Annotated in this window: 15 protein-coding genes and 6 pseudogenes; 12 read left to right on the top strand and 9 right to left on the bottom strand. The window is 55.8% G+C overall.

All coding sequences use genetic code 11. The features are described from left to right. Positions 1–7 precede the first annotated feature (7 nt). Entirely contained in the window at positions 8–961 is a 954-nt protein-coding gene (locus tag A0U92_RS07735; protein WP_077814314.1) for an SGNH/GDSL hydrolase family protein, read from the bottom strand. 240 nt (positions 962–1,201) lie between these two features. On the opposite strand from A0U92_RS07735, the gene A0U92_RS07730 reads away from it, so the two are divergent. The 6 genes and pseudogenes from A0U92_RS07730 to A0U92_RS07710 all read left to right on the top strand — a co-directional run. Continuing rightward, positions 1,202–2,446 (top strand): LL-diaminopimelate aminotransferase, encoded by a 1,245-nt coding sequence (locus A0U92_RS07730; protein ID WP_077812716.1) that lies wholly within the window; start codon positions 1,202–1,204, stop codon positions 2,444–2,446. Then, positions 2,443–3,765: a homoserine dehydrogenase gene (locus A0U92_RS07725; RefSeq protein WP_077812715.1), complete on the top strand. Its 1,323-nt coding sequence runs from the start codon at positions 2,443–2,445 to the stop codon at positions 3,763–3,765. Before A0U92_RS07730 ends, A0U92_RS07725 begins: the two co-directional genes overlap by 4 nt. 95 nt (positions 3,766–3,860) lie before the next feature. Then, entirely contained in the window at positions 3,861–4,859 is a 999-nt protein-coding gene (glpX, locus tag A0U92_RS07720; RefSeq protein ID WP_077812714.1) for a class II fructose-bisphosphatase, read from the top strand. A 22-nt stretch (positions 4,860–4,881) separates the two neighbouring features. Next, entirely contained in the window at positions 4,882–6,711 is a 1,830-nt protein-coding gene (recJ, locus tag A0U92_RS07715) for a single-stranded-DNA-specific exonuclease RecJ (RefSeq protein ID WP_077812713.1), read from the top strand. Positions 6,712–6,805: 94 nt separating this feature from the next. Beyond that, positions 6,806–7,684: a glucosamine inositolphosphorylceramide transferase family protein gene (locus A0U92_RS17300; protein ID WP_149026421.1), complete on the top strand. Its 879-nt coding sequence runs from the start codon at positions 6,806–6,808 to the stop codon at positions 7,682–7,684. A 193-nt stretch (positions 7,685–7,877) separates the two neighbouring features. Beyond that, a pseudogene (locus tag A0U92_RS07710) lies at positions 7,878–8,326 on the top strand (transposase family protein); the annotation flags it as partial. Between the two features lie 11 nt (positions 8,327–8,337). On the opposite strand, the pseudogene A0U92_RS07705 reads toward A0U92_RS07710, so the two are convergent. Continuing rightward, a pseudogene (locus tag A0U92_RS07705) lies at positions 8,338–9,019 on the bottom strand (IS630 family transposase); the annotation flags it as partial. A 60-nt stretch (positions 9,020–9,079) separates the two neighbouring features. On the opposite strand from A0U92_RS07705, the pseudogene A0U92_RS07700 reads away from it, so the two are divergent. From A0U92_RS07700 to A0U92_RS07680, 4 pseudogenes are all read left to right on the top strand, one after another. Next, positions 9,080–9,985, top strand: a pseudogene (locus A0U92_RS07700) (transposase). Between the two features lie 47 nt (positions 9,986–10,032). Next, positions 10,033–10,640 (top strand): annotated as a pseudogene (locus A0U92_RS07690) (IS5 family transposase); the annotation flags it as partial. Positions 10,641–10,656: 16 nt separating this feature from the next. Beyond that, positions 10,657–10,920: pseudogene (locus A0U92_RS07685) on the top strand (IS1595 family transposase); the annotation flags it as partial. A gap of 63 nt (positions 10,921–10,983) precedes the next feature. Next, positions 10,984–11,995 (top strand): annotated as a pseudogene (locus A0U92_RS07680) (IS630 family transposase). A gap of 477 nt (positions 11,996–12,472) precedes the next feature. Here A0U92_RS07680 and A0U92_RS07675 read toward each other — a convergent pair. Genes A0U92_RS07675 through A0U92_RS07645 form a run of 7 tightly spaced genes read right to left on the bottom strand, consistent with a single transcriptional unit; the run spans position 12,473 to position 17,441 of the window. Then, entirely contained in the window at positions 12,473–14,146 is a 1,674-nt protein-coding gene (locus A0U92_RS07675) for an ArnT family glycosyltransferase (protein ID WP_077812709.1), read from the bottom strand. Next, a complete protein-coding gene (locus A0U92_RS07670) occupies positions 14,140–14,901 on the bottom strand; it encodes a glycosyltransferase family 2 protein (RefSeq protein ID WP_408736103.1) in 762 nt (253 codons plus the stop codon). The genes A0U92_RS07675 and A0U92_RS07670 overlap by 7 nt, the downstream gene beginning before the upstream one ends. Before the next feature lie 34 nt (positions 14,902–14,935). Further along, positions 14,936–15,430 (bottom strand): F0F1 ATP synthase subunit B family protein, encoded by a 495-nt coding sequence (locus tag A0U92_RS07665; RefSeq protein WP_187668926.1) that lies wholly within the window; start codon positions 15,428–15,430, stop codon positions 14,936–14,938. Positions 15,431–15,452: 22 nt separating this feature from the next. Continuing rightward, positions 15,453–16,067, bottom strand: a complete 615-nt coding sequence (locus A0U92_RS07660; protein WP_077812706.1) for a F0F1 ATP synthase subunit B family protein — start codon at positions 16,065–16,067, stop codon at positions 15,453–15,455. Positions 16,068–16,082: 15 nt separating this feature from the next. After that, a complete protein-coding gene (locus A0U92_RS07655) occupies positions 16,083–16,307 on the bottom strand; it encodes an ATP synthase subunit C family protein (protein WP_010667433.1) in 225 nt (74 codons plus the stop codon). Between the two features lie 50 nt (positions 16,308–16,357). Beyond that, positions 16,358–17,107, bottom strand: coding sequence for a F0F1 ATP synthase subunit A (locus A0U92_RS07650; protein WP_077812705.1), 750 nt, complete (start codon positions 17,105–17,107; stop codon positions 16,358–16,360). A gap of 37 nt (positions 17,108–17,144) precedes the next feature. Then, entirely contained in the window at positions 17,145–17,441 is a 297-nt protein-coding gene (locus tag A0U92_RS07645) for an AtpZ/AtpI family protein (protein ID WP_236748318.1), read from the bottom strand. A 332-nt stretch (positions 17,442–17,773) separates the two neighbouring features. Here A0U92_RS07645 and A0U92_RS07640 point away from each other — a divergent pair, with 332 nt between their 5' ends. Further along, positions 17,774–21,052, top strand: a complete 3,279-nt coding sequence (locus A0U92_RS07640; protein WP_149026420.1) for a Hint domain-containing protein — start codon at positions 17,774–17,776, stop codon at positions 21,050–21,052. A 48-nt stretch (positions 21,053–21,100) separates the two neighbouring features. Then, positions 21,101–23,077 (top strand): glycosyltransferase family 4 protein, encoded by a 1,977-nt coding sequence (locus A0U92_RS07635; RefSeq protein WP_077812703.1) that lies wholly within the window; start codon positions 21,101–21,103, stop codon positions 23,075–23,077. The last annotated feature ends 45 nt before the right edge of the window (positions 23,078–23,122 follow it).

Below are 23,122 nucleotides of genomic sequence, written 5' to 3'. Positions count from 1 at the left end.
CGAAAAATCATGGATGTTCCAGAGCTTCAACCATTCGTGTGGCAATAAGGGCATGAGCGTGACGCGTCGGATGATATTCATCCCACCAGAGATGAGCGTCGGGGTCAGAGCAGGCTTTTCGGGGCTTGGGCACGGTAGACTGACAGGGCGTTTCAACATCGACCAGTTTTAAAGACGGCCCCGAATGAACAAGTTCCTCCGTAACCTGCCGCCAGGAAAACCACGCAGTCGTCACACCCGTCCCTTTGAATGTTCCTGTCAATTCCGCCTGCATGGTACGGTCAAAGACATCTTCGAACTCCCGAGCCTGCATGACGGTTTCGTGGTTAGCCGCCACAGCAGGCACCCGATCAAGAGCGTAAGCACCAAAGACCAGAAAGTGCCGGGCTCCCCGCTCTTTCAGAAGCGTGATGGCGTCCATGACATCGGTTGCGCATTGACTGGCTGCATCCGGAATCGAGACAGGTTTTGCGAAATCCACTTTCTGGAAGAAGTCATTTGCCGATGCCCCGACAATATAGAGGGCACGCGGATCAACAGACGGACGTCCTGACAGAAAACCCAGCACCTGCCCGCGCAAGCCGGTGTCACGCCACTCATCCAGCCAGCTATAGTAATTGCCGCTGCCGCATCGCGCGCCACCAACAGCATAATCGCTCAATCCGGCTCCAATCTTCCGGGCGAGCAGTTCCACGGCTGTCGGCCCGTTACTCCATCTTCCCTGCCAGTAAAGCCCGCTCTCGGTCGGTGCGGGCAGTACAGCCGCATCCGGGATTTTAGCTTTAACGGCTTCTTCGGAGATTGTCAGAGCGGCCCCGTTGTCACTGTAACTGTCGCCAAAAACATAGACGTGACTGAATGAAGGAGAAGCTGCCTGGAGTGAGGATGTCCCGCAGCCGGAACACATTGCTGCAACCGCGAGGCAGACCAGCCGCCTTATGAAGGGAGTGTTGCGGAACATGGGCATTCCTCGATCATCATGGAAAAACCGGAAAATAATATTTCGATTTCAAAACAATAAATCGCGGATACACAGATTTTCAAGATCTCCATCATCAGATGGAATTTGACATCCGTGATACGGAAAGTGTGATCTCAGTGAGACGCATCACCTTGCCACCACCTTCATCCCTTCCTATACCTTTTTTCCCCCGCCATTCCGGCAACAAGAGCCGTAAGAGCCACTCAGGACAGTCCGGTCATGACCGAAGAGTTCCATCGTATCCGTCGCCTTCCTCCCTACGTTTTCGCGGAGGTCAACAAAGCCAAGGCCGCGGCCCGAGCGCGGGGCGAGGATATCATTGACCTCGGCATGGGAAACCCGGACAGCCCGACTCCCTCGCATATCGTGAAGAAGCTTGTGGAGACCGTCGCGGACCCACGCAGTCATGGGTATTCGGTCAGCCGTGGCATTCCCGGCCTGCGCAAGGCTCTGGCCGGTTATTATGACCGCCGTTTCAATGTGAAGCTTGATCCGGACACGGAAGTCATCGCGACGCTGGGCTCCAAGGAAGGTCTCGCCAATCTGGCGTCAGCCATCACGAGCCCGGGCGACACCATTCTGGTTCCGAACCCGTCCTACCCGATCCATCAGTTCGGCTTCATCATTGCGGGCGCGTCCGTGCGTTCGATCCCGGCCTATCCCGATGACGAGATGCTGCGCGCCCTTGAGCGTGCCGTGCGTCATTCGGTACCCAAGCCGACCGCGCTGATCGTGAACTTCCCGTCCAACCCGACGGCGTATCTGGCGGATCTCGATTTCTACAAGGAAATCGTGAAATTCTGTCGCCGTGAAGAAATCTTTATCCTGTCCGATCTTGCCTATGCCGAGATCTATTTCGGTGATCTCGTGCCACCCTCCATTCTGGCGGTCGAGGGCGCCAAGGATATTGCCGTCGAGTTCACCTCGCTGTCCAAGACCTATTCGATGGCGGGCTGGCGGATGGGTTTCGCGGCTGGCAATCCACGCCTGATCGACGCGCTGGCGCGGATCAAGTCCTACCTCGATTACGGCGCTTTCACACCGATTCAGGTCGCCGCTGTCGCCGCTCTCAGCGGTCCGCAGGATTGCGTGGCGGAGATCCGCCAGCTCTACAAGGATCGACGGGATGTGCTGCTGCGTGGGCTCGACGCTGCGGGATGGGATGTCCCCAGACCTGAAGGCTCAATGTTCGCCTGGGCTCCCATTCCGGAGAAATTCCGCGACATGGGCAGCGTAGCGTTCTCCAAGCTGCTGCTGCAGGAGGCTGGCGTCGCCGTCGCTCCGGGTCTCGGCTTCGGTGAACATGGTGAAGGCTTCGTGCGTATCGGGCTGGTGGAAAACACCCAGCGTCTGCGTCAGGCGACCCGCGCCATCAAGAGCTTCCTGAACGCCCACGGAATTAACGGCCCTGCCCATCAGGGCTCGCAACAGAAACAGTCCACACTGGAGGATACCGCGTCGTGAGTCCGTCTAAAGGAGACGTCGCTTCCAAAACCCCGTTGCGCCTTGGCGTGGCGGGTCTCGGCACAGTGGGTGCCGGTCTTGCTGTTCTCCTGCGTGACAACGCGGATATCATTACGGCCCGTGCTGGCCGTCCGATCGAAATTACGGCCGTCGCCGCGCGTGACAGGGCACGTGATCGCGGTATCGATCTCAGTGCCCTCACCTGGCACAGCAACGCTGTTGATCTGGCTGCTGACCCGAATGTCGATGTGGTTGTCGAACTGATCGGCGGGTCTGAAGGCGCCGCCCGCGCTCTTGTCGAAGCCGCCCTGAAAGCGGGCAAGGCTGTTGTTACGGCCAACAAGGCGCTGTTGGCCGTACATGGCGACAGACTCGCCCGTCTGAGTGCCGCCAATACTGCGCCGCTGCTGTTTGAGGCCGCTGTGGCTGGCGGCATCCCCGCTATCAAGACCGTCCGTGAAGGTCTGGCTGCCGACCGCCTGCTGTCCATCGGCGGCATCCTGAACGGCACCTGCAACTACATCCTGACGGCGATGCGGGAGACCGGACGTGACTTCAGCGATGTCCTCACCGAGGCGCAGGAGCTGGGCTATGCGGAATCAGACCCTTCCACGGACGTTGATGGCATCGACGCAGCTCACAAACTGACGATCCTCGCCTCCCTCGCCTTCGGTCAGCCCGTCGAATTTGACAGCGTTCATGTCGAAGGCATCCGCAGCATCGGCGCGCTTGATCTGGCTTTTGCCCGCACGCTTGGCTATCGCATCAAACTGCTGGGTCTGGCTCGCCAGTCGGATCGCGGCGTGGAAGCCCGCGTCGCACCCTGCCTCGTGTCGGAAGCAACGCCGATCGCTCAGGTCGATGGCGTGTTCAACGCCGTTATCGCGGAAGGCACCTTTGTCGGTCGTCTGATGGTCGAAGGCCGTGGTGCGGGGGCAGGACCGACTGCCAGCGCGGTTGCTGCCGACATCATCGACATCGCACGCGGTAACACTGTTCCGGTCTGGGGCACGGATGTTGCCACATTGCAGGCCACTCAGAGCCGTCCGGCCTCTGAATGGCATGGAGCATTCTATCTGCGCCTCAGTGTTGCTGACCGCGCTGGCGTTATTGCCGACATCACCGCCATTCTGCGTGATTGTGGCGTTTCTCTCAGCAGCATGATTCAGCACCCTTCGGCGAAGCAGGCTCAGAACGTGCCACTGGTGCTGGTCACGCATCCGACGGAAGAAAGTGCGATGCAGGCCGCCCGCCAGCGCATTGCTGCTCTGGATGTCGTGTCAGCCGAGCCTGTGCTGATCCGCATCGAAAACTTCTGATTTCGTCCTCCTCTCGACCCCACCTCCAGCGGGTGGTACCATCGACTTCCAACACAGCATTCAGGCACGTAAATCCTCTGAACGGAGAAACAGATATGTCGACCGAAACGAATTCCCAGTCCTACGTCGTCTCGGACCGAAATCTGGCCCTTGAGCTTGTTCGTGTCACGGAAGCCGCCGCTGTGGCGTCCGCGCACTGGACCGGTCGCGGCAAGAAGAACGATGCCGATGGCGCTGCGGTGGAAGCCATGCGCAAGGCGTTCGATACGGTCGCGATTGACGGCACGGTCGTCATCGGTGAAGGCGAGATGGATGAAGCGCCGATGCTGTATATCGGTGAAAAAGTCGGCGCTGGTGGCCCTGCGATGGACATTGCTGTCGATCCGCTGGAAGGCACCAATCTCTGCGCCAAGGATATGCCGAACGCGATTACGGTCGTGGCGCTCGCCGAGCGTGGGAACTTCCTGCATGCGCCTGACGTCTACATGGACAAGCTGATTGTCGGCGCGGGTCTCCCAGACGATGTGATCGACCTTGACGGGGCGATTGGTGAAAATCTTCGCAACCTTGCGAAGGCGCGCGGTCGGCATATCGGTGACATCACGCTGTGCGCGCTCGAGCGTGAGCGTCATGAAGAGCTGATTGCCAAGACCCGTGAAGCGGGCGCCCGCGTTCGCCTGATTTCCGATGGCGATGTGGCGGCAGGTATTGCAGCCTGTCTTGAGACATCGTCAGTTGATATTTACGCTGGCTCCGGCGGCGCGCCTGAGGGTGTCCTTGCCGCCGCTGCTGTCCGTTGCATGGGTGGCCAGATGCAGGCCCGCCTGATGTTTGAAGACGATACGCAGCGTGAGCGCGCCCAGAAGATGAACCCGAACAAGCAGCCCGACCGCAAGCTGGGGCTGCATGATCTTGCTGCAGGAGATGTGCTTTTCTCCGCCACGGGTGTGACCAGCGGGTTCCTGCTGAAGGGCGTGAAGCGTATGCCGCACCGTGCAGTGACACACTCTCTGGTCATGCGTTCGAAGTCTGGCACTCTTCGCTTTATTGAAGGGTTCCACAACTACAACACCAAGACCTGGAGCGTTTCCTGACTCTTTCTTCGCGGTTCGCAAGATGATTCTGGAAGAAAACGCCTTGAAGAAGATCGGGGATAACGCTCTTCCAGAACCTGTTCTTGGGGTGACAGAAAGCCTTCTGGGCCATCGGTGGGTGTGGCGAAAGGGCGCTGATGACGCCGCCACACGCCGACTGGGAAGCGCTATCGCCCAGTCCTGTGGTCTTCCCGAAATTGTGGCCCGCGTCATGGCGATGCGGGGACTGAGAGCGGAAACGGTGTCCGCTTTCATTGAGCCACGGCTGAGAACTTTTCTGCCCGACCCTTCCAGCCTGAAAGACATGGACACCGCCGCCACACGTCTGGCCCGGGCTGTAGAAAACCATGAAACAGTCGGCATCCTCGGTGATTATGATGTCGATGGAGCCTGCTCTTCTGCTCTCCTGACAAACTATCTCCGTCAGTTTGGATGTGTTGTTCATACTCATATTCCTGACCGGATGAAGGAAGGTTACGGCCCTAATGAGCCAGCCCTTCTTGGTCTGGTGGAACGTGGAGCGTCTCTCGTCGTCTGTCTGGATTGTGGCACGGCCGCCGCCGCCATTCTGGCATGCTTGAATCAGAAAGCTGATGTGGTTGTCATCGACCATCACAAGGCAGAACTGTCACTTCCCGACATTCATGCTCTGGTCAATCCCAACCAGCCTGAATGCACGTCCGGCCTGAATGATCTCTGCGCTGCGGCTCTCACCTTTGTCACGCTGATTGCAACGACGAGAGCCTTGCGTCGCAACGGATATTTCTCCGAAGATCGCCCAGAGCCAGATCTGCTTGCCTGTCTGGATCTGGTCGCACTGGCGACGATTTGCGACGTTATGCCCTTACAGGATCTCAATCGCGCCTTTGTGCATCAGGGGTTGCGCGTGATGGGTCAGCGTCAGCGCACCGGACTACGCACTCTGATGGACGTTGCAAGTGTTGTTGAAAAACCCAATGCTTTTTCTTGCGGCTTTGCATTGGGACCGCGGATCAATGCAGGCGGACGGATCGCTGAATCGGATCTCGGTTTCAGGCTGCTGGCTGCCGAAGATGACTATTCCGCTCGTCAGATGGCTGAACGACTCAACGACGTCAACCGCAAGCGGCAGGATGTGGAAGCAGGCATTCTGGATGCTGCAATGGAACAGGCCAGCCTCCAGTTCGAGGCCGGGAATGCGGCGCTTCTGGTGACAAGTCCTGACTGGCATGCCGGTGTCGTCGGAATTGTTGCCAGTCGTATCAAAGATGAATTCAATCGTCCTTCCTTTGTGGCTTCCGAAGACGAACTCGGAAAACTCAAAGGGTCCGGGCGCTCAGTTTCCGGCTTTGACGTGGGAGCCGCCGTCATCGCCGCCAAGGAACACGGCCTGCTCATTGCAGCTGGTGGCCATGCTGCTGCCTGCGGCTTTACACTTGCACAGGAGAACCTTTCCGCATTCCAAACTTTCCTGAATAATCGTTTCGAAGCGGTAAGATCCTATCCCAAAAAACCTTTTCTCTCGGTGGATGCAATCATCCCACCCAGTGCCGCAACGCCAGAACTTGCAAAAGCACTGGGTGTGTTGGCGCCTTTTGGACAGGGCAACGAGGAACCGGTTCTTGCTATCGCAGACGTCAAGGTCGACCGTTTCTTTCGGATCGGCGCGAACAAACGTTCTGTGCGCCTGACATTGTCCGGGGACGGCAATCGCAAAATCAACGCAGTCATGTTTAACGTCAAAAATGACGCCATAATGAATACATTGGAAAATCTTGCCCGGCCTACACTGAATATTGTGGGATGGCTCCGTGTTGATACGTGGCAGGGACGTGAAAATACGACCTTTTTCATCCGGGATTTGTCTACCTGACCATTGATTTCAGCCTGCAACAGGCTCTCAGGTCACAATGGTCCCCTGCGTGTGTGACATTGGAAGACACTCTGAAAACAGCTATTGATGTAGTGTGAATATTTTCAGAACAGACATCTGGAAAAGCGGTGTCATCACTGCTCCTGTGGAACACATAGTAGCAGCAGGGTCAATTGATCCATTTCCTATTCATTTACTGCCTGCACATGGCTCTTTTTGTTCCTTATCTGACCCGTTTGGTATGTGGTATAAAGGCGACCTGTATGTCGTCGCACAATATTATGATTACCGAACACGTAAAGGCGTTATAAAAGCTCTTCGCCTGAACGGGATGTTTCAGATTATGGAAGAACGGGTTGTTCTTTCAGAACCTTGGCTACTGTCTTATCCTGTTCTCATTGAAGCCGATGGTGAAATCTGGATGCTTCCACAAGCGTGCGGCTCAACCAAACCTGCGCTCTATCGTGCTATTGATTTTCCCTGGCATTGGGAGCCCGTGCCTGAGTTTTCGTTCCCATGGCCCGCGATTAATGCAACACCTGCAAATATCGATGGACAATGGTGGATGTTTTATACTTCTCCTGAGCCAGATTCTGGAGCACTCAGGATTGCTCACGCAAAGCATTTTTTTGGGCCGTGGCAAAATATTGTTTCACAATTAGGCAAGGGAGGGTATCTGTTGGCTGGATCACCCCTCGCACAAGATGGACGAGTGATATTGCCTACCAGAAATTGCACGAATACATGTGATGACGAAATTCAGTTTATAAAAGCAGCTTTACCTTTATCTCCTTCTTCCATTTTTAAACCAGACGTTACGCTTAAGACACCGGCACGTCTCGCACCTTTTACACAAGGGCTGCATACATTATCCGCTGCCGGAGGTGTGACTTTCATTGATATCAAGCATATTGCCACAAACTGGCCACGTAGGCTTATTGTCGATATTGGATATAAGCTCGGAATGCTCTGATGGGTTTTATTTTAATATTCACTTATTTTTTAAATATATAATTAAATTTATTTTAAAAAATTTAAACATAATATTCAATTTAAATATTGTAAAATATAATCAAAGATAAATTTATGTATTTAATAAGATATTTAAATCTGTTTATTTCCGGTATTTGGTGGTGTGATATTTTCACGCGAGGAAAGGAAGCCTTATGGGACAGATACGTCATGGGAGCGCCACGACCACGCACGCGGTGCGAGCAGCAATACAGCGATAGCAGGCTTCACTCGCGGCGCTGAGCAAGGAGTTCGGGATCAACCCAAAACAATGGTGAAATGGCGAAAGCGTCAGACTGTCGAAAACCGGAAGACGGGACCAAAAGAGCCGCGCTCAACGGTCCTGTCGGAGACAGACGAAGCGATGATCGTGGTCTTTCGTCGACATAGTTTGCTGCCTCTGGACGATTGCCTTTACGCGTTGCAGGCCACCATTCCGCATCTGACACGCTCGGCGCCGCATCGCTGTCTTCTGCGTCACGGGATTTCACGCCTGCCTGATGTCGAAGGGGACAAGCCGAAACGACAGTACTTCAAGCGCTATCCGATCGGGTTCTTTCACATTGATATTACTGAAGTTCAGACAGATGAAGGAAAGCTTTATACCACCGGCTATCATGTTTGACCTTTATGAGCCCATATTCTGAAGCCGATGGAACGGATGGTGTCGGGGAATGCGACGAGATTGTTCCACCCGTTACAGGCGGCATTAATGATGTGGTCCATGTCATCGAAGACGGTGTTGGCCAGCCAGTTGGCGCGACGGAACTGGCAGACATTTTCGACCAGGTTCAGTTCGGGAGCGCGCGATGGCAGGAAGATCAGGCTGATGTTACGCGGCAGTCCGAGTTTGGCGGTCGTATGCCATGACGCCCGGTCGAGCAGAACGACGGCATGAGCGCCCCGGGCCACGGAGTATGAAATCTCGTCGATATGCAATTGCATGCTGGCCGTGCCGGTGAACGGGAGAACGAGACCCGCAGCCTTGCCACCTGCGAGACAGATTGCCCCGAACAGCCAGGCGTTGACATAGCGCTGGTCGGCCGGCTGGCGTGGCCGGGTTCCCCGTTTGGCCCATTGCCGGACGACACCGTTCTTTTGCCCGATCCGCGCTTCGTCCTGGAACCAGATTTCGATCCGTTTGCCGCGCGGCAGATGGCCGGTGTGGGACTTCAGGATTGTCGGGAAGTTTTTTGAATGCGTCCATGACGGACGGGTCCTGTCCCGGATGGCGGGGCCGTGCGCTGACATGACTGAAGCCCAGTCTCTTCAGCAGGGTGGAAACGTGGCGCTCGTGACACAGGGGCCTATCCTGAATTTCGTGTGTTTGGTGTAATGCTGGAGAAGGAGAAGCATCATATCCCGACGCAAGAAACCCGTGATCCCTGACGACATCCTGGACCAGGTTCTGGCTGGTCGCGTGGTCCGCACGATGTCGGACGCGGACGCCCTTCTGGGGATATGAAGAAGGCGCTGGCGGAGCGGTTGCTCAACGCCGAACTGGACCACCATCTGGACGGCGAGGCAGCGACCGGTGCCCGAACTGCCGCAACGGCTAAGGGCGGAATACCGTGCTGACGGATGCTGGTCGGGTGCGGCTGGACACCCCTCGCGATCGGGCCGGCACGTTCGATTCGCAACTGACCGCGCGTTACCGGCGGCGGTTTCCCGGTTTCGACGATCGGATCATCTCGATGTATGCGCGCAGCATGAGCGTGCGCGAGATCCAGGGCCATCTTCTTGAAATCTATGGGGTGGAGACCTCGCCGACCTGATCGGCGTCATCATCGACGCCGTGCTGGACGAGGTGGCCGCCTGGCACAGTCGGCCGTTGAAGGCAGTCTATCCCGTGGTGTTCTTCGATGCCCTGCGGGTGAAGATCCGCGACGAAAGCGTGGTACGCAACAAGGCGGTGCATATTGCCCTGGCCGCCTTTGCCGAAAGCTCCTGGGGCCGGAAATACGTGGCGATCGTCCAGTCCTGGGAGCGGGCCTGGGAAGAGGTCATTCCGTTCTATGCCTTTCCCGCCGAAGTCCGAAAATTGATCTACACCTCCAATGCCATAGAGGAGCTGAACGCCAGGCTGAGGCGGGCCGTCCGGGCCAGGGGGCATTTCCCCAATGACGACGCGGCCCTCAAGCTCCTCTTCCTGGCCTTGAACCGTGCCGAGAAAGAATGGATCATGCCCCCGAGGGAATGGTCCATGGCAAAGGCGCAGTTCGCCATTCTCTTCGGTGAACACTTCGTGCGCGCCACCGTCTGATCAACAATGTGCACAACGCCTCGCACACGAAACTCCTGACAGTCCCGCGTGACCTTCCTGCCCGCTTTGACGACTGGAAAAACACACATCGCCGTCTGCGCCGCTGGTGCGAAAGTGGTGTAATTGAAAGGATCTTTCGCCCTCTGGCGGCAGATCGCGACAACGAATACATGATGATCGACAGCACGATTGTCCGGGCGCATCAGCACAGCGCGAGAGCGCTCAAAAAGGGGGTACGGATCAGGCCATCGGACGCTCACGAGGCGGACTGACTACAAAAATCCATGCCATCTGCGATGCGCTGGGTAATCCGGTGGAACTTGATATCACACCGGGGCAGGATGCTGATATCGCCCAGGCAGAACCGCTGCTGGAAAACATCGACCCGGATGCCTTCCTGGCCGACAGGGCGTATGATGCAGACAGGCTGATCGACCGTTTGACAGAGCCCGGGATTACCCCGGTCATTCCATCCAGACGCAACAGAACGACACAACGGAACACAGATTTCGCTCTCTACAGGGAGCGAAATCTGATCGAAAGATTCTTCAATAAATTCAAACAGTTCTGCGCCATTGCAACCCGCTATGACACATTGAAATCGATCTTCCTCGCAGCCGTTCAGCTCGCTTCAATCATCAGCCTGCTTAACTGACGACACGACGTAGCACGCTTACGATAAACCGGATGTCTCGGAATTTCATCACGAACGCATTGATCACAGCAGGCATCTTGCCTTGGGCGGGAACCATATCAACGGCATCGAGAATTTCTGGAGCCAGGCGAAGCAGCATCTGCGGCGATACAATGGAATACCACGCAAGAACTTCCATCCCTTCCTGGCCGGGTGCGGGTGGCGCTTCAACATCTGTTCGCCTGCAAAACTCCTGAAAATCCTTACTCAATGGGCTAATACCAAAGGCCGTAGCGACTGACTCGTGTGTGAAGTGACGAACGGTGTCGATTCTGATTCTCTTGATTTGAGGAGGAACCGGCTGATGACGAGGGCGGTGAAGCTACGGGATGACTATTCTGCCTCTGACCTGAGGCGACTTGCGGCGCGCAGCCGGCATGCGAACGCTGCGCGCGTGGGCGGCATGGACCGCCAGACATTGCGTGACTGGATTCACCGCTTCAATGCCGAAGGACCCGATGGCCTGCACGACTATCAGCACGCGGGGCCGGCCTGCCGTCTGAATGCCGCCTAGCAAGCCGAATTGAAAGCCTTGGTCGAGGCGGGTCCGGATCGGCAGCACGATGGCGTGGTGCGCTGGCGCCGTGTCGATCTGCAGTGTGTGATCGAAGAGCGCTTCGGCGTCGTCTATCATGAGCGTCACGTATCTACTCTACTGAAACGGCTTGGTTTTTCTCATGTCAGCACCCGGCCGCGCCATCCGGGTCAGGACACTGGCGTCATGGAGGCATTCAAAAAACTTCCCTCGTATCCTGTGCGCCCATACCGGCCATCTGCCGAAGGGAAGGCCGATCGAGATCTGGTTCCAGGACGAGGCCCGGATCGGCCAGAAGAACGGCATCGTCCGGCAATGGGCCCGGCGAGGCACGCGGCCACGCCAGCCTGCTGATCAGCGCTACGACAATGCCTGGCTGTTCGGGGCAATCTGTCCGGCGCGCGGCAAGGCCGCTGGCCTGGCGCTCCCGTTCACCGGCACGGCCGGCATGCAACTGCACATCGAGGAAATCTCGCGGTGCGTGGCACGAGGCGCCCACGCTGTCGTACTGCTCGATCGAGCAGGATGGCACACCACCCCCAGGCTCAGAATGCCGCGCAACGTCAGCCTGATCTTTCTGCCGTCGCGCGCCCCCGAACTGAATCCGGTCGAGAATATCTGGCAGTTCCTGCGCGCCAACTGGCTGTCCAATACCGTCTTCAACGGCATCGAGCACATCATCGATGCCGCCTGCTCAGCCTGGAACAACCTTGCCGCCATGCCACAAACCATCCGATCCATCGGTCTCAGAACGTGGGCTCACACAGGTCAGGAACTATAACCGTTGGTATAAACTGCCCGCGTGAACCGGCGCAAACAATGCTTACCGATGTCAGCCCCCTATTTTTCACAGTGAGAAGATTAATTTCCACACATAATACGAAGATTTTAATTATTTATAAATCAATTTTTCTGATCATCTCTATATACAAAAATATCTACTGAATGAAGGGACAACCATATGCGTATCGTTGAGGCTGCCCGACTGCTTACCACCGGTCGTATTAGTCCTGAAATTCTGTGGGAGATCACAACATCTGCAGAGCGTATCACCATTGCTCTTCTTGCTGGCAGGCCTGATTACCTACCGCGCAACGCAAAAACACCTGTAACAGCCTGGAGCGCCATGGATACCCGTTGCCGAGCCCTCGTGCAGCGGAGAGCCCCACTCCACGTGCGACGTTGCCTCCCTGACTATCGCCCTCTTCCTTCGGCTCTTTCTCTCAAAACAGAAAACCTCACAACAAATCATAAGAAATTATCTGCTGGAAACTCCATAGAGACCTATATCCAACCACTTTCCAGTTGAATAATTAAATCCTTTTACTCGTCCATACTCGATCACTTGAATTGATTTTTCCAACAGCGCTTCATTGAATGTTTTCTCATCACGCCGTCCGACCAAAGCAAGACCACAGGATTTATTGCTCGCCAACATCAAAGCGGCATTTTTGGAGTTATCAAATTTCACATGTCCATGCATCAGAAATACAAAACTTGGTTCAGAAAAAGAGCTCGACACTACTTCTGTATCTGGACAAAGAAGATGCTGATCAACCAATGTTGTTAATCTGGGAGACAACCAGATAGCCTGTAAACGAGGAATAACTCCCAAAAATAATCCTGTATAAATCAGGACAGCAGAACTCATCGCATAGATAGCTGCTCGCTTCATATGCATTTTAATGACCGCTTGCGCAGACAGAATTAAAAGAGGAAAACTGCCGACAGCTATCAACCACGCTTCAGCTGGAACACTTCCTTGCACGATTTCACTGATGATTATTCCCGCCACGGAGAGCGTCATACCCACAGCCAGATAAAGACCGCCATAACTGAAGAGAACTATTCTTCCCCATTTATTTTGTGGCCAATTCCATTTATCGCCTGAACAACACAATGCCGCGCCAGTAAAAAGCGCTATAGCTGGATATATTGGCAGCACATAATGCGGAAGCTTGGTCGCTATTAACTCGAAGACAACCCAATGAGGGATCATCCAGCAGAGTAAATACTGTATCTGCCAACTTTTTCTGCGTGCCCAGAGAAAAGGCAGGGCTGCTGCCGCAAAAAATGATCCTGGCCAAAAAGCCAATATAAAGACAAGAAGATGGAAACCAGGCGGCGCTCCATGAGCTTCCTGCCCTTGCCCTATTTTTCCTAAAAAATTTCGTCCTACAGAGTGCTGGAAAAATTCACCGTGACTGACCATCCCGATAGCAACGCACCAGGGCAAGACAATCGCCAGCATGACGACCCAACCCCACCGAAAGCGCAAACGCTGCAACCAAGCTCCGTTTTTTTCGACCAGAGCTAGGCATAATGGCGTTCCGAGGCCGGGTATCAGGATAACAGGCCCTTTCAGCATGAGACCGCAGCCAAGCGCACTCCAGAAGAGCAACGATGTTACAATCGGGGTCTCACGATCCTTGCTTCTATCTTCAAGAACCAGAAGAAGCGAGAATTCAGCCAGAAGAACAGCCAGCAACAACATGCTGTCAATCGTCGCCATGCGCCCTTCAGCTTCAACAAGAACTGAAGTCGCCAGCAAGGCTCCAGAAATCAGCCCTGCCGCCGGAGTGAATAGTATAGCTCCCATCCAGGCTGTCAGACCGGTGGCGGCAGTCATCGCAACGAGGGAAGGTATGCGATAAGCCCAGACCGCCCTATCGGGCAATGTGCCAGTCAGGGCAACGGCCGCGGCTTCAAGCCAGTAAATACCTGCTGGTTGAAGGTATCTCGGTTTGTCCTGGAATCTTACATCAATAAAATTGCGGGTTTCAAGCATCTGCGCTGTCGCCTGCATGTAGCGAGGCTCATCCCGATCAAAGGGAGGTATACTTGCCCGCCCCGGTAATAAAAGTAAAAAAGCGCTAAAGACAAGAAATAGCAAACGGTTGAAAAATGTGCGCGTCAGCTTGCTTTTCAACATTCTTCGACTGTTTCAGGCAATCTGGTTCTATTTCTTAGCCACACGACACCAAGCAAGTCTCTCACACCAACAACGGCACGTCCGAAATTAGTGTATTTGGACTCACCGTGAAGCCGGGAACGATGCCTGACCGGCTTGCATACCAACGGGATTTTGTAAGTTTTCATGAGAGCAGGCAGAAAACGATGCAAGCCTTCAAACTGCGGTAAATTCAGAAAGTCTTCCCGTAGAAAAACCTTCATCGGCGCCCCGGTATCAGGACATCCGTCCGCCAAAATACGCTGCCGAAGACCATTTGCAAATCGTGTAGCAAGGCGACGCCATATCGTATCACTACGCTTCAGTCTGGTACCAACCACAAGTGGCGCGCGACCTGTTTTTTGACCAGAACGTCCTAGTGCAAGCAGTTCAGGGATTTCGGATGGGTCGTCCTGGCCGTCCCCGTCTATGGTCGCTATCCAGAAACCTTTCGCGTTTTTGATAGCTGTGCGTAACGCACCTGACTTACCACGACGCCTGTCATGTTTGAGAATACGCAGCCCCCCGAGACCAGGAACTGTTTCCCGAGCCTGGCGCAGCATCCCCAAAGTCCCATCAACACTCCCATCATCGACAAAAACAATTTCACAGGGAGGGAGATGAGGCAGTACGGCGGCTAATTCCTGACAGACAGGAATAATATTCTCCCGTTCATTCAGCACTGTTACAACAATGCTCAGAACGGGACATTCCTCAGAGAAATTTTCATTCTCCAAGGAAGCTATTTCTTTAATTCCAGCCAAAGACTTATCAGGCTGCGCGGGCAGTCAGGGAAGCGGGCAGATCCGCAATCGCCTTATCGATCATGGAGACAGTAGACTGTGCGTTCACAGTCTCCTCGATCACAAGGCGAGCACTTTTAAATGCGGCATCTACTGCAGCAGCACGGACTTCCTCAACCGCAGCACGTTCAGCAGCAGAAATACGGTCACGAGCCATCTGTTCACGACGACTCAACATTTCTTCAGCCTCAAGACGCGCCTTAGCTGCAATGTCTTCCGCCTGCTTGCGTGCCTGCTCAACAACAGCATTCGCTTCTGCGTAAGCCTGCTCACGCTCACGCGTTGCATCTTCACGCATTTGCTCCGCCTCACGCCGAAGACGGGCAGCCTCTTCAAGTTCAATCCGAATGCGGTCAGCCCGAGCATCCAGAAGTTCCCGAAGTGGTTTCCAGATCTTTGGACCAAAGATCACAAAAAACAAAACAAATGATATCGCGTACCAAAAGCCAGCTTGCTGAAAAATTGTCACTGACGTTATCTCCCCGTCACGCGATTGCCGAATGCGCAGATTTCTCGGCTGTCACTTTTGCGACTGCAGATTCAATCTTAAGGCGATCAGGTTTTATTCCGGTAAGCTTCTGCACCAGAGCCTCAGCGACATCGGATGCAATCGGCTTGAGAGATGCAAGAGCTTTGGACCGCTCTTCCGCAACAGCCTTCTCGGCTGAGGCAATTTCCGCTTCCAGCTTTGCGCCCAGATCGGCAAGGCGAATTGCCGCCTGCTTCCGCTCATCATCAAGAACTGCGTCAAGATGAGCCTGAGCTTCAGCAGCAGCAGCCTTTTTTGTCTCATTCAGCTCACGAACAGCATTGTCAGCATCGACTTTTGCCGCCCGGGCCTGATCGAGATCGCCGTTGATACGCTGGCTGCGACTGGCAAGAACCGTATCAACTTTAGGCAAAGCCCAGCCACGCAGGGCGAGATAAAAAAACAGAAAGATTCCTGCACCCCAGATAACCTGCCCCACAAGGAGCGGGTTTCTGAAGTCAAGCTGAGGCATACCCGCCGCGTGCGCGCCGGGCGCCGCCGCCATGAGAAGCGGCAGACTCGAGACCCCTGCAACGAGAGAGTGACGAATCAGTGAAACCGGATTGCGCACGAAGCTACTCCGTCCTCAGACGAACAGGATAAGGAAGGCGATCAGAAGGGCAAACAGCGCAACAGCTTCTGTCAGCGCGAAGCCAAGCATACCAAGACCGAACACGTGCGGGCGAGCCGCAGGATTACGGGCAATGCTGCTGACCAGCGTCGAGAAGATGTTGCCGAGCCCGATGCCGACACCGGCGAGGGCGATTACAGCGATACCGGCACCGATTTCACGGGCTGAAGCGAGGTCCATTTTGATTTTCCCTATTAACGAAAAAACGTAACCGACGGGGTCTGCCCCAGTTAGTGGGACACAGCCTCCCTCAGATAGATGCAGGTCAGGATCGCAAACACATAAGCCTGCAGAACACCAACCAGCAATTCCAGCCCCATCAGCGCAATGTTGATCACGAGAGGGCCAACCGCCAGCACATCACCAATGAAGCCAAGACCGGCCAGCATGATAACGAAGCTTGCGAAGATATCGAACATCACGTGGCCAGCCACCATATTGGCGAACAGTCGGATCGACAGGCTCACAGGACGTGACAGAAAGGAAAGAATCTCAATCGGCACCAGCAGCGGAGCAAGCAGCACAGGCGCTCCAGCAGGCATGAAATGCGCGAAGAACTTGAACCCCTGCACCTTGAACGAAACAATAATCGCAATCAGGAAGACCATGATAGCGAGGGCAAATGTCACCGCGATATGGCTGGTGAAGGTGTAAGAGAACGGGATGAGACCGAGATAGTTACCGGCAAGGATGAAGAAAAACAGGGCGAAAATGAAAGGAAAGAAAGCAGTCCCCTCAGATCCGATCGTATCCACAGCCAGATTATGGATGAATTCGTAGCAAATTTCCGCCGCCGCCTGAAGGCGACCGGGCACGACAGCCGCCGGCTTCATTCCGAAGTGAAGAAACGCAAGAACAAGGACGCACGCCACAGCCATGAAAACAGGCGCCTGACTGAAGCTCAGAGCCTCGCCCAGTCCACCCAGAACAGGATGCAGCTCGAACTGCTCGAGCACGTTGATACTTGAACCGCCCGCCAACGCTATTCTCCCCGACCCTACCTGGTCGCTCGGTTTCTTATTCTTGCCGTTCCAGCGACTGCATCAGCCGCCAGACATTCAGGATACCGGCACCACCACCAAGAAGCGCAAGGATCACGATGAAAAGGGCTCTGAAATGGAACCAGCGGTCCAGTCCCCACCCTGCCAGCACACCAACGACGAGCCCGCCAAGCATTTCACTTCCTGCCCTTGCAGCCAGCGACAGGAGCGATTTGTCCTGAGCATCCGGCTTCTGGTCAGTGATCGGCTTACCCGCGACTCGCTTCTGCGCAGCCCGGAGACGTTCGTCAAAAGAAGTTCTGTCCTCGGTCACCTGCACCTCCCAAGTGGGTGCATCGGCTTGCTAACGACCCTGCATTTCCCTGTCAAGCAAGCGTGACACTTCTGTAATCAGATGATCATGCGGAATGCCGGTCCCGGATGCGGATAAAATCCATTTTCCATGCTCTTTTCGCGAAAAAAGGCCCTTTTAAACGGACTTTTAACGAGCGTTGCCGTCCTTTTAACAGCCAACCAAAAACGATTGGTGCGACAGTGTGTAACAACTGGCGGCACGGTCAGAACGAATCTGACTCAGACAGATCAGCCTTTCTCCGCCGACACCCGCAATAAATTACATCCAGACCGGTCAATGAAGGTGCTGTCATGACAACCTCCTCCAGCTTCTCTGATACAGACGCCTTCGTTCTCAGCGGTCAGACCCTAATCATTGCTTCGGGAAGCATTTCGTCAGCCGTCACCGTGGCTGGTGGAGGAACGCTCGTCGTGAGTGGTGTCGCCAACGGCACCAGATTGCAGGGCACGACAGCAGGCTTTGCGCAGGAAGTCGTGGCCAGCGGCGGCACAGAGCAGAATGCTACTGTCTTGTCCGGGACAGTAAAAGTCATGAGCGGCGGCCTGCTGAACATGGGTGTAGCCTTGGCCGGAGGCTCAATAACACTTTCCAGTGGCGCTGTGGCCGACACTCTCGTTGCAGGAAGCAGAGGCACGCTCACAATATCATCAGCGCAGGTTTCCTCGGTGATTTTCACGGGAGGAACAGTCAATGTCATTGATGCTGCGATCCCCGTGCAGGCAGTGTCATCCGGCACACTGGTGCTGGGCAGCGGAACCTTCGCCACAGGACTGCAAACAGGCTCAGGCGGCACGCTGATTCTCAATGGCGGCAGCGCTTCCGGCACAGTGATCAGTGGCCCGTCCTCTCTGGAGCGGATTATGACTCCGGCAGCGTCGGGGGGAGTAACAGAGCAGAACTTTCTCATTCTGGATGGCGGTTCACAGCAGGTCTGGAGCGGAACCACCGTCGAAAACGGGACGGTTGCATCAGGAGGCAGCCAGACACTGCTGAGCGGCGCTTCCGCCCGGCAGATTGTTATCGCCTCCGGAGGAACCCAGTCCATCGCTTCCGGCGCTACTGCCGTCAATGACATCGTCGAAGCTGGCGGATTTGTGACAAATGATGGCACGCTTATCTTTGATGGGCAAAGCTCGATCGCAGGCCAGATTTCCGGAGCGGGAACGATCAGTCAGGCCGCCTCCGGCACGACGTTGCAGTTCATCTCGGGCGCTCTCGAACATTTTTCGGGCACAGTTTCCCTTTCCGGCGGCACTGTCATTGTGGCCGATGGCGCTGAAGCCAGTCATGTCCAGTTCATCTTCTCCACTTCCGGAGGCGAAACACTGTCACTGGGCTCCCTTCCGGCAAACCTTACCCTCTCCGGTTTCGGAGCAAATGACAGTGTTTTCCTTTCAGGCGTCACATCAGGCGCGTCACTGTCGCTCGGCAATAATTCCCAACTGACGCTCGAATCGGGCGGGTCTGTTCTTGAGACAATCTTTCTCGACAGTGGAACCGATTACAGCAGCGCGAATCTGACACTCGTTGAAAATACGAACGGCACAGGCGCGACATTATCGTTTGGAGGAACCATTTCCCCGCAGATTGATACAGTCATAGCCAACGGCGATGTGGGCGCAGTGGTTGCTACAGGTGAGACCGCCATCATTCCAGCAGCCTCCGTGGCCATCAACGCGATGGTGGAAGCAGGAGGACGGCTGTATGTCGATGGCCTTGGCGTACAGAACGAAGTACATGGCACCGAAGTCGTCGAATGCGGCGGACGGGTTGCACAGACCATGCTTTACGGTTCTGAAGAAATTCTGAGCGGCGGCATGGCGTCCTCGACCAGCATTCTCGGCGGCACGCAGTCAGTCCTTGGCGGCACAGTCAGCGGCACCACCATGACAGGCCGGTATAACGCCAGCACGCTCGGTCCCGACATGATGATCGACGGAACGCAGGTCGTTGGTTCGGGGGGGCTGGCCAGTGACACAACCGTCAACGTCGCCTTCGCGGGCAATACTTATCTGCCTTTGGGGCAGGCCATCTCAGACAGCTTTCAATATGTTGAAAATGGCGGCACAGCCGTCAACACCACGCTGACCGGGCTGCATCTCGGCTGGTTTTATCACACCACCCCCCTGTGGGCGGATGGCTATGCCCGGCAGATCGTCATGTCTGGCGGCAGTGCTGTTCACACGACAGCCCACGCCAACGCCATCATCGATGTGAAGGCCGGGGGCGCCGCCTCCGACATCGTTCTGGATGGCGGCACACTGACTCTCGAAAACGGAGCTCTTTACACAGGCACCCTCACCTTCCTGCCAAACAGCGATCCGGGATATACCGTTTACGGCATGTCGGGCAGCCACACGACCCAGTCAGTGCTCAACATCACCATGAGTCAGCTTGCATCCATCACGATTCAGGGGTTTGACGCGATCGGATCCGTCATCTCGATGGGCCTGAACTCCCTTTACGGCACGCCGGGCAACCAGAGCGTCAGCACCATCAACCAGATTGTCATTACCGACCTGACATTCAACGGAGCCGCCAACGAGGTCGATTCCGGAATGATCGGGGCTGACGGCATTCTGACCGTAACGGAAGGCAGCCAGAGTGTGTCCATCCATCTGGGCGGCACGTTTGGCTCCCCCTTCTACTTTCAGCGGGCGCCAGACGGCGGAACCCGGATCACATACGGCGTGCCCTGCTACTGTCCCGGCACGCTCATCGCCACACCGGATGGAGAGCGACCCATCGAGGCGCTGTCGATTGGTGACATCATTCTGACGGCCTCAGGAGAAAGCCGTCCGATTCGTTGGATTGGCCGACGCAGTTATGACGGGCGCTTTGCCGCGGGTAATCCGGATATCCTACCCGTCGTCATCCAGGCTGGCGCTTTGGAGGGAGACCTCCCGCGGCGTACCCTGCGGGTATCCCCCCTCCATGCGATGGCGCTGGACGGCAAACTCATCCCCGTCAGCCTGTTGATCAATGGCTCCAGCATCACCCAGATGCGAACCCCACGCCGTGTGGATTACATCCATATCGAACTTGACTCTCACGACCTCCTGCTGGCGGAAGGCGCGGCTTCTGAAACGTTTGTCGATGACGACAGCCGCGCCATGTTCCACAATGCCTCTGAATATGAGGTTCTGTATCCGGAGGAGAAGCGTCAGGCGGCCCGGTTCTGCCTGCCCCGGATCGAAGACGGCCCGCAGCTTGAAGCCATCAGGCAGCGCCTGATGGAGCGGGCTCCCGGCGTTATGGAACGTAACCGCGTCAATGGTTATGTGGACGCCGTGACATCCACAACGATCGAAGGATGGGCGCGCTGTGACGCCACGTCAGATACGCCACGTGAACTGGTCATCTATAGCCGGGATACCGAACTGGGTCGCGTCACAGCGGACTGCTTCAGAGCGGATCTGACTGAGGATGGACGTTACTCGGGACAGCACGCCTTCTGCTTTACCTGCGAAACACCCGTTATGGCGGAACTGATCCGCGTTGAGGATGCGGACACGGGTGCGTGCCTCATCAATCCGGCGAACAGGGCGACGCATGGCCATGCCGCCTGAGCGTTTCTGTTCGTAAAACTTTCAGGATTATATCCGAGACTGCTCTTCATGAGCGTGTCAGAAAAATCAGCCGTCATAGCTGCATCAGCCTTTGCCGGGTTTGTCGACGTCATCAGTCACACACCCGGCAAAGGCTGGACGGTGGCTGGCTGGGCAAGAAATCTTGCTGATCCATCGCTCCGCTATAAGGTCGGCATAGTGTGTCACGGCAACCAGATCGCCGACACCATGGCCGATCGCTTTCGGGAGGATCTGATCATCCCGGGCAGCGCCGACGGGCACCATGCTTTTTCGATCCTGATTCCTGATGACGCCGTTCCTGCCGCCACCATCAGCTCTTTCAACGTGCTATTGCTCCCTGACCGCCTGCCTCTGCCCTTTGTCGAGCATCTTGCAGGAACCATACCCGCCACGATGCGCGCCTCGATCGATATCGTCGGTCGCGACCGGATTGCAGGCTGGCTTCGGAGCGATACTCACCCTGACATGCGCCTCAGCGTGGCGATCATGGTCGATGACGCGCTCCAGCATCGCATGCTCGCCAATCAGTTCCGACCGGATCTCCGTGATAATGGTCTGAGCGACGGGCGCTACGGCTTTGATATCATGCTGTCTCCACCGCTTTCACTGGACAGCGATCATGTGGTTTCCGTTCTCTGCGCGGAGACCAATACGCCTCTACCCGGCTCACCTCTCTATTTTCCGGCATCGCGCCGTTTCAACGAGACATTTCGTCAGCACGTCCGGCAAACTCTGCAGGGAATAGCAACGGCACGCCAGCGTGAAGCCGCCCTGGAATTTCTGGCTGATCAGACACACCAGCTTCGCGGCCAACAGGGACGTGAAGATTCGCGCAAGGCGGCAACGGAACATCATCGCCTTGCCCAACGCCGCAAGGAGGCAGAGCCGGGCGTCACCGCGCTCAGAATCCTGTTTGTCGATGATCGTGCGCCAGACCCTACCCGCGACGCCGGCTCCAGCGCCATCCTCTCACACATGCAGGCCGCACAGGCGCTTGACTACGAAGTCAGCTTTATCGCCTCGGTCATGGAACCCGGCGTTGCAGCGATCCGGGAGCTCGAAAAACAGGACTTTTCCTGCTGGCATGCTCCTGCTTACCCGACAGTGGAATCACTGCTCCGAACCCAGACAAACAGCTTTGACGCCATCTATTTCCATCGTCTGTCCAATGCGGGTCGATACCTCGATCTGGCAAGACTTTACATGCCGGGCGCGCGCCTGATCTCAAGCGTCGCCGATCTTGCGTGGCTGCGGCTGGAACGGCAGGCGATCGCGGAAAATCGTCCCGAGCTACGAACGGCGTCCGGACAGGAAAAAGTGCGGGAACATATGGCGACGTGGGCGTCACACAGCGTGATCACCCATTCGCCCGTCGAAGCTGACCTGCTGGCTGCCGCCGTGCCGACGGCCAGCATTCACGTCGTTCCCTGGCATCTATCCCTGAAAGAGCCGCCTCTTCCTTTTGAACGACGGAACGGCGTCGCTTTTATCGCGCATTATGGCCATGCTCCCAATATCGATGCAGCCAAGTGGCTGGTCGGCGATATCCTTCCTCTTCTGCGGGAGAAGGCCCCAGACATAGAAATCCTGCTGGTTGGAAGCGCCATGCCGGACCTGATCATTCAGATGGGTGAAATCCCCGGCGTGCGAGTGCTTGGGCATGTCGCGGACCTGGACAGCTTCCTGCGCTCTGTGCGTCTGACAATCGCGCCCTTACGGTTCGGGGCCGGCATCAAGAGCAAGGTTCTGGAAAGCTGGTCCGCGGGCATACCCTGTATCGCCACGCCGATCGCGACGGAAGGCATGAACCTTCCTCAGGAATTACTAAGCTCCGTTACAAGCAGCGCTGCCGGTCTGGCGCAGCTCACCGCCGGACTTTACCACGATCCGGAAAAGGCCGCGTCTCTGGCGAAGGCCGGGCGTGAGTATATCCGCATTCGTCACTCGGCAGAACGTGTGCGATCAGCGCTTGACCGGAGTCTCGGGCTTATGCGGGCGACATAACTAAAAAATTCTCCATATAAAATATAATCTTTTATAATAAAAACA

It is taken from the genome of Acetobacter aceti (assembly GCF_002005445.1).
GTDB classification, from domain to species: Bacteria; Pseudomonadota; Alphaproteobacteria; order Acetobacterales; family Acetobacteraceae; genus Acetobacter; species Acetobacter aceti_B.
This window is presented reverse-complemented; position numbering and strand designations above follow the sequence as displayed.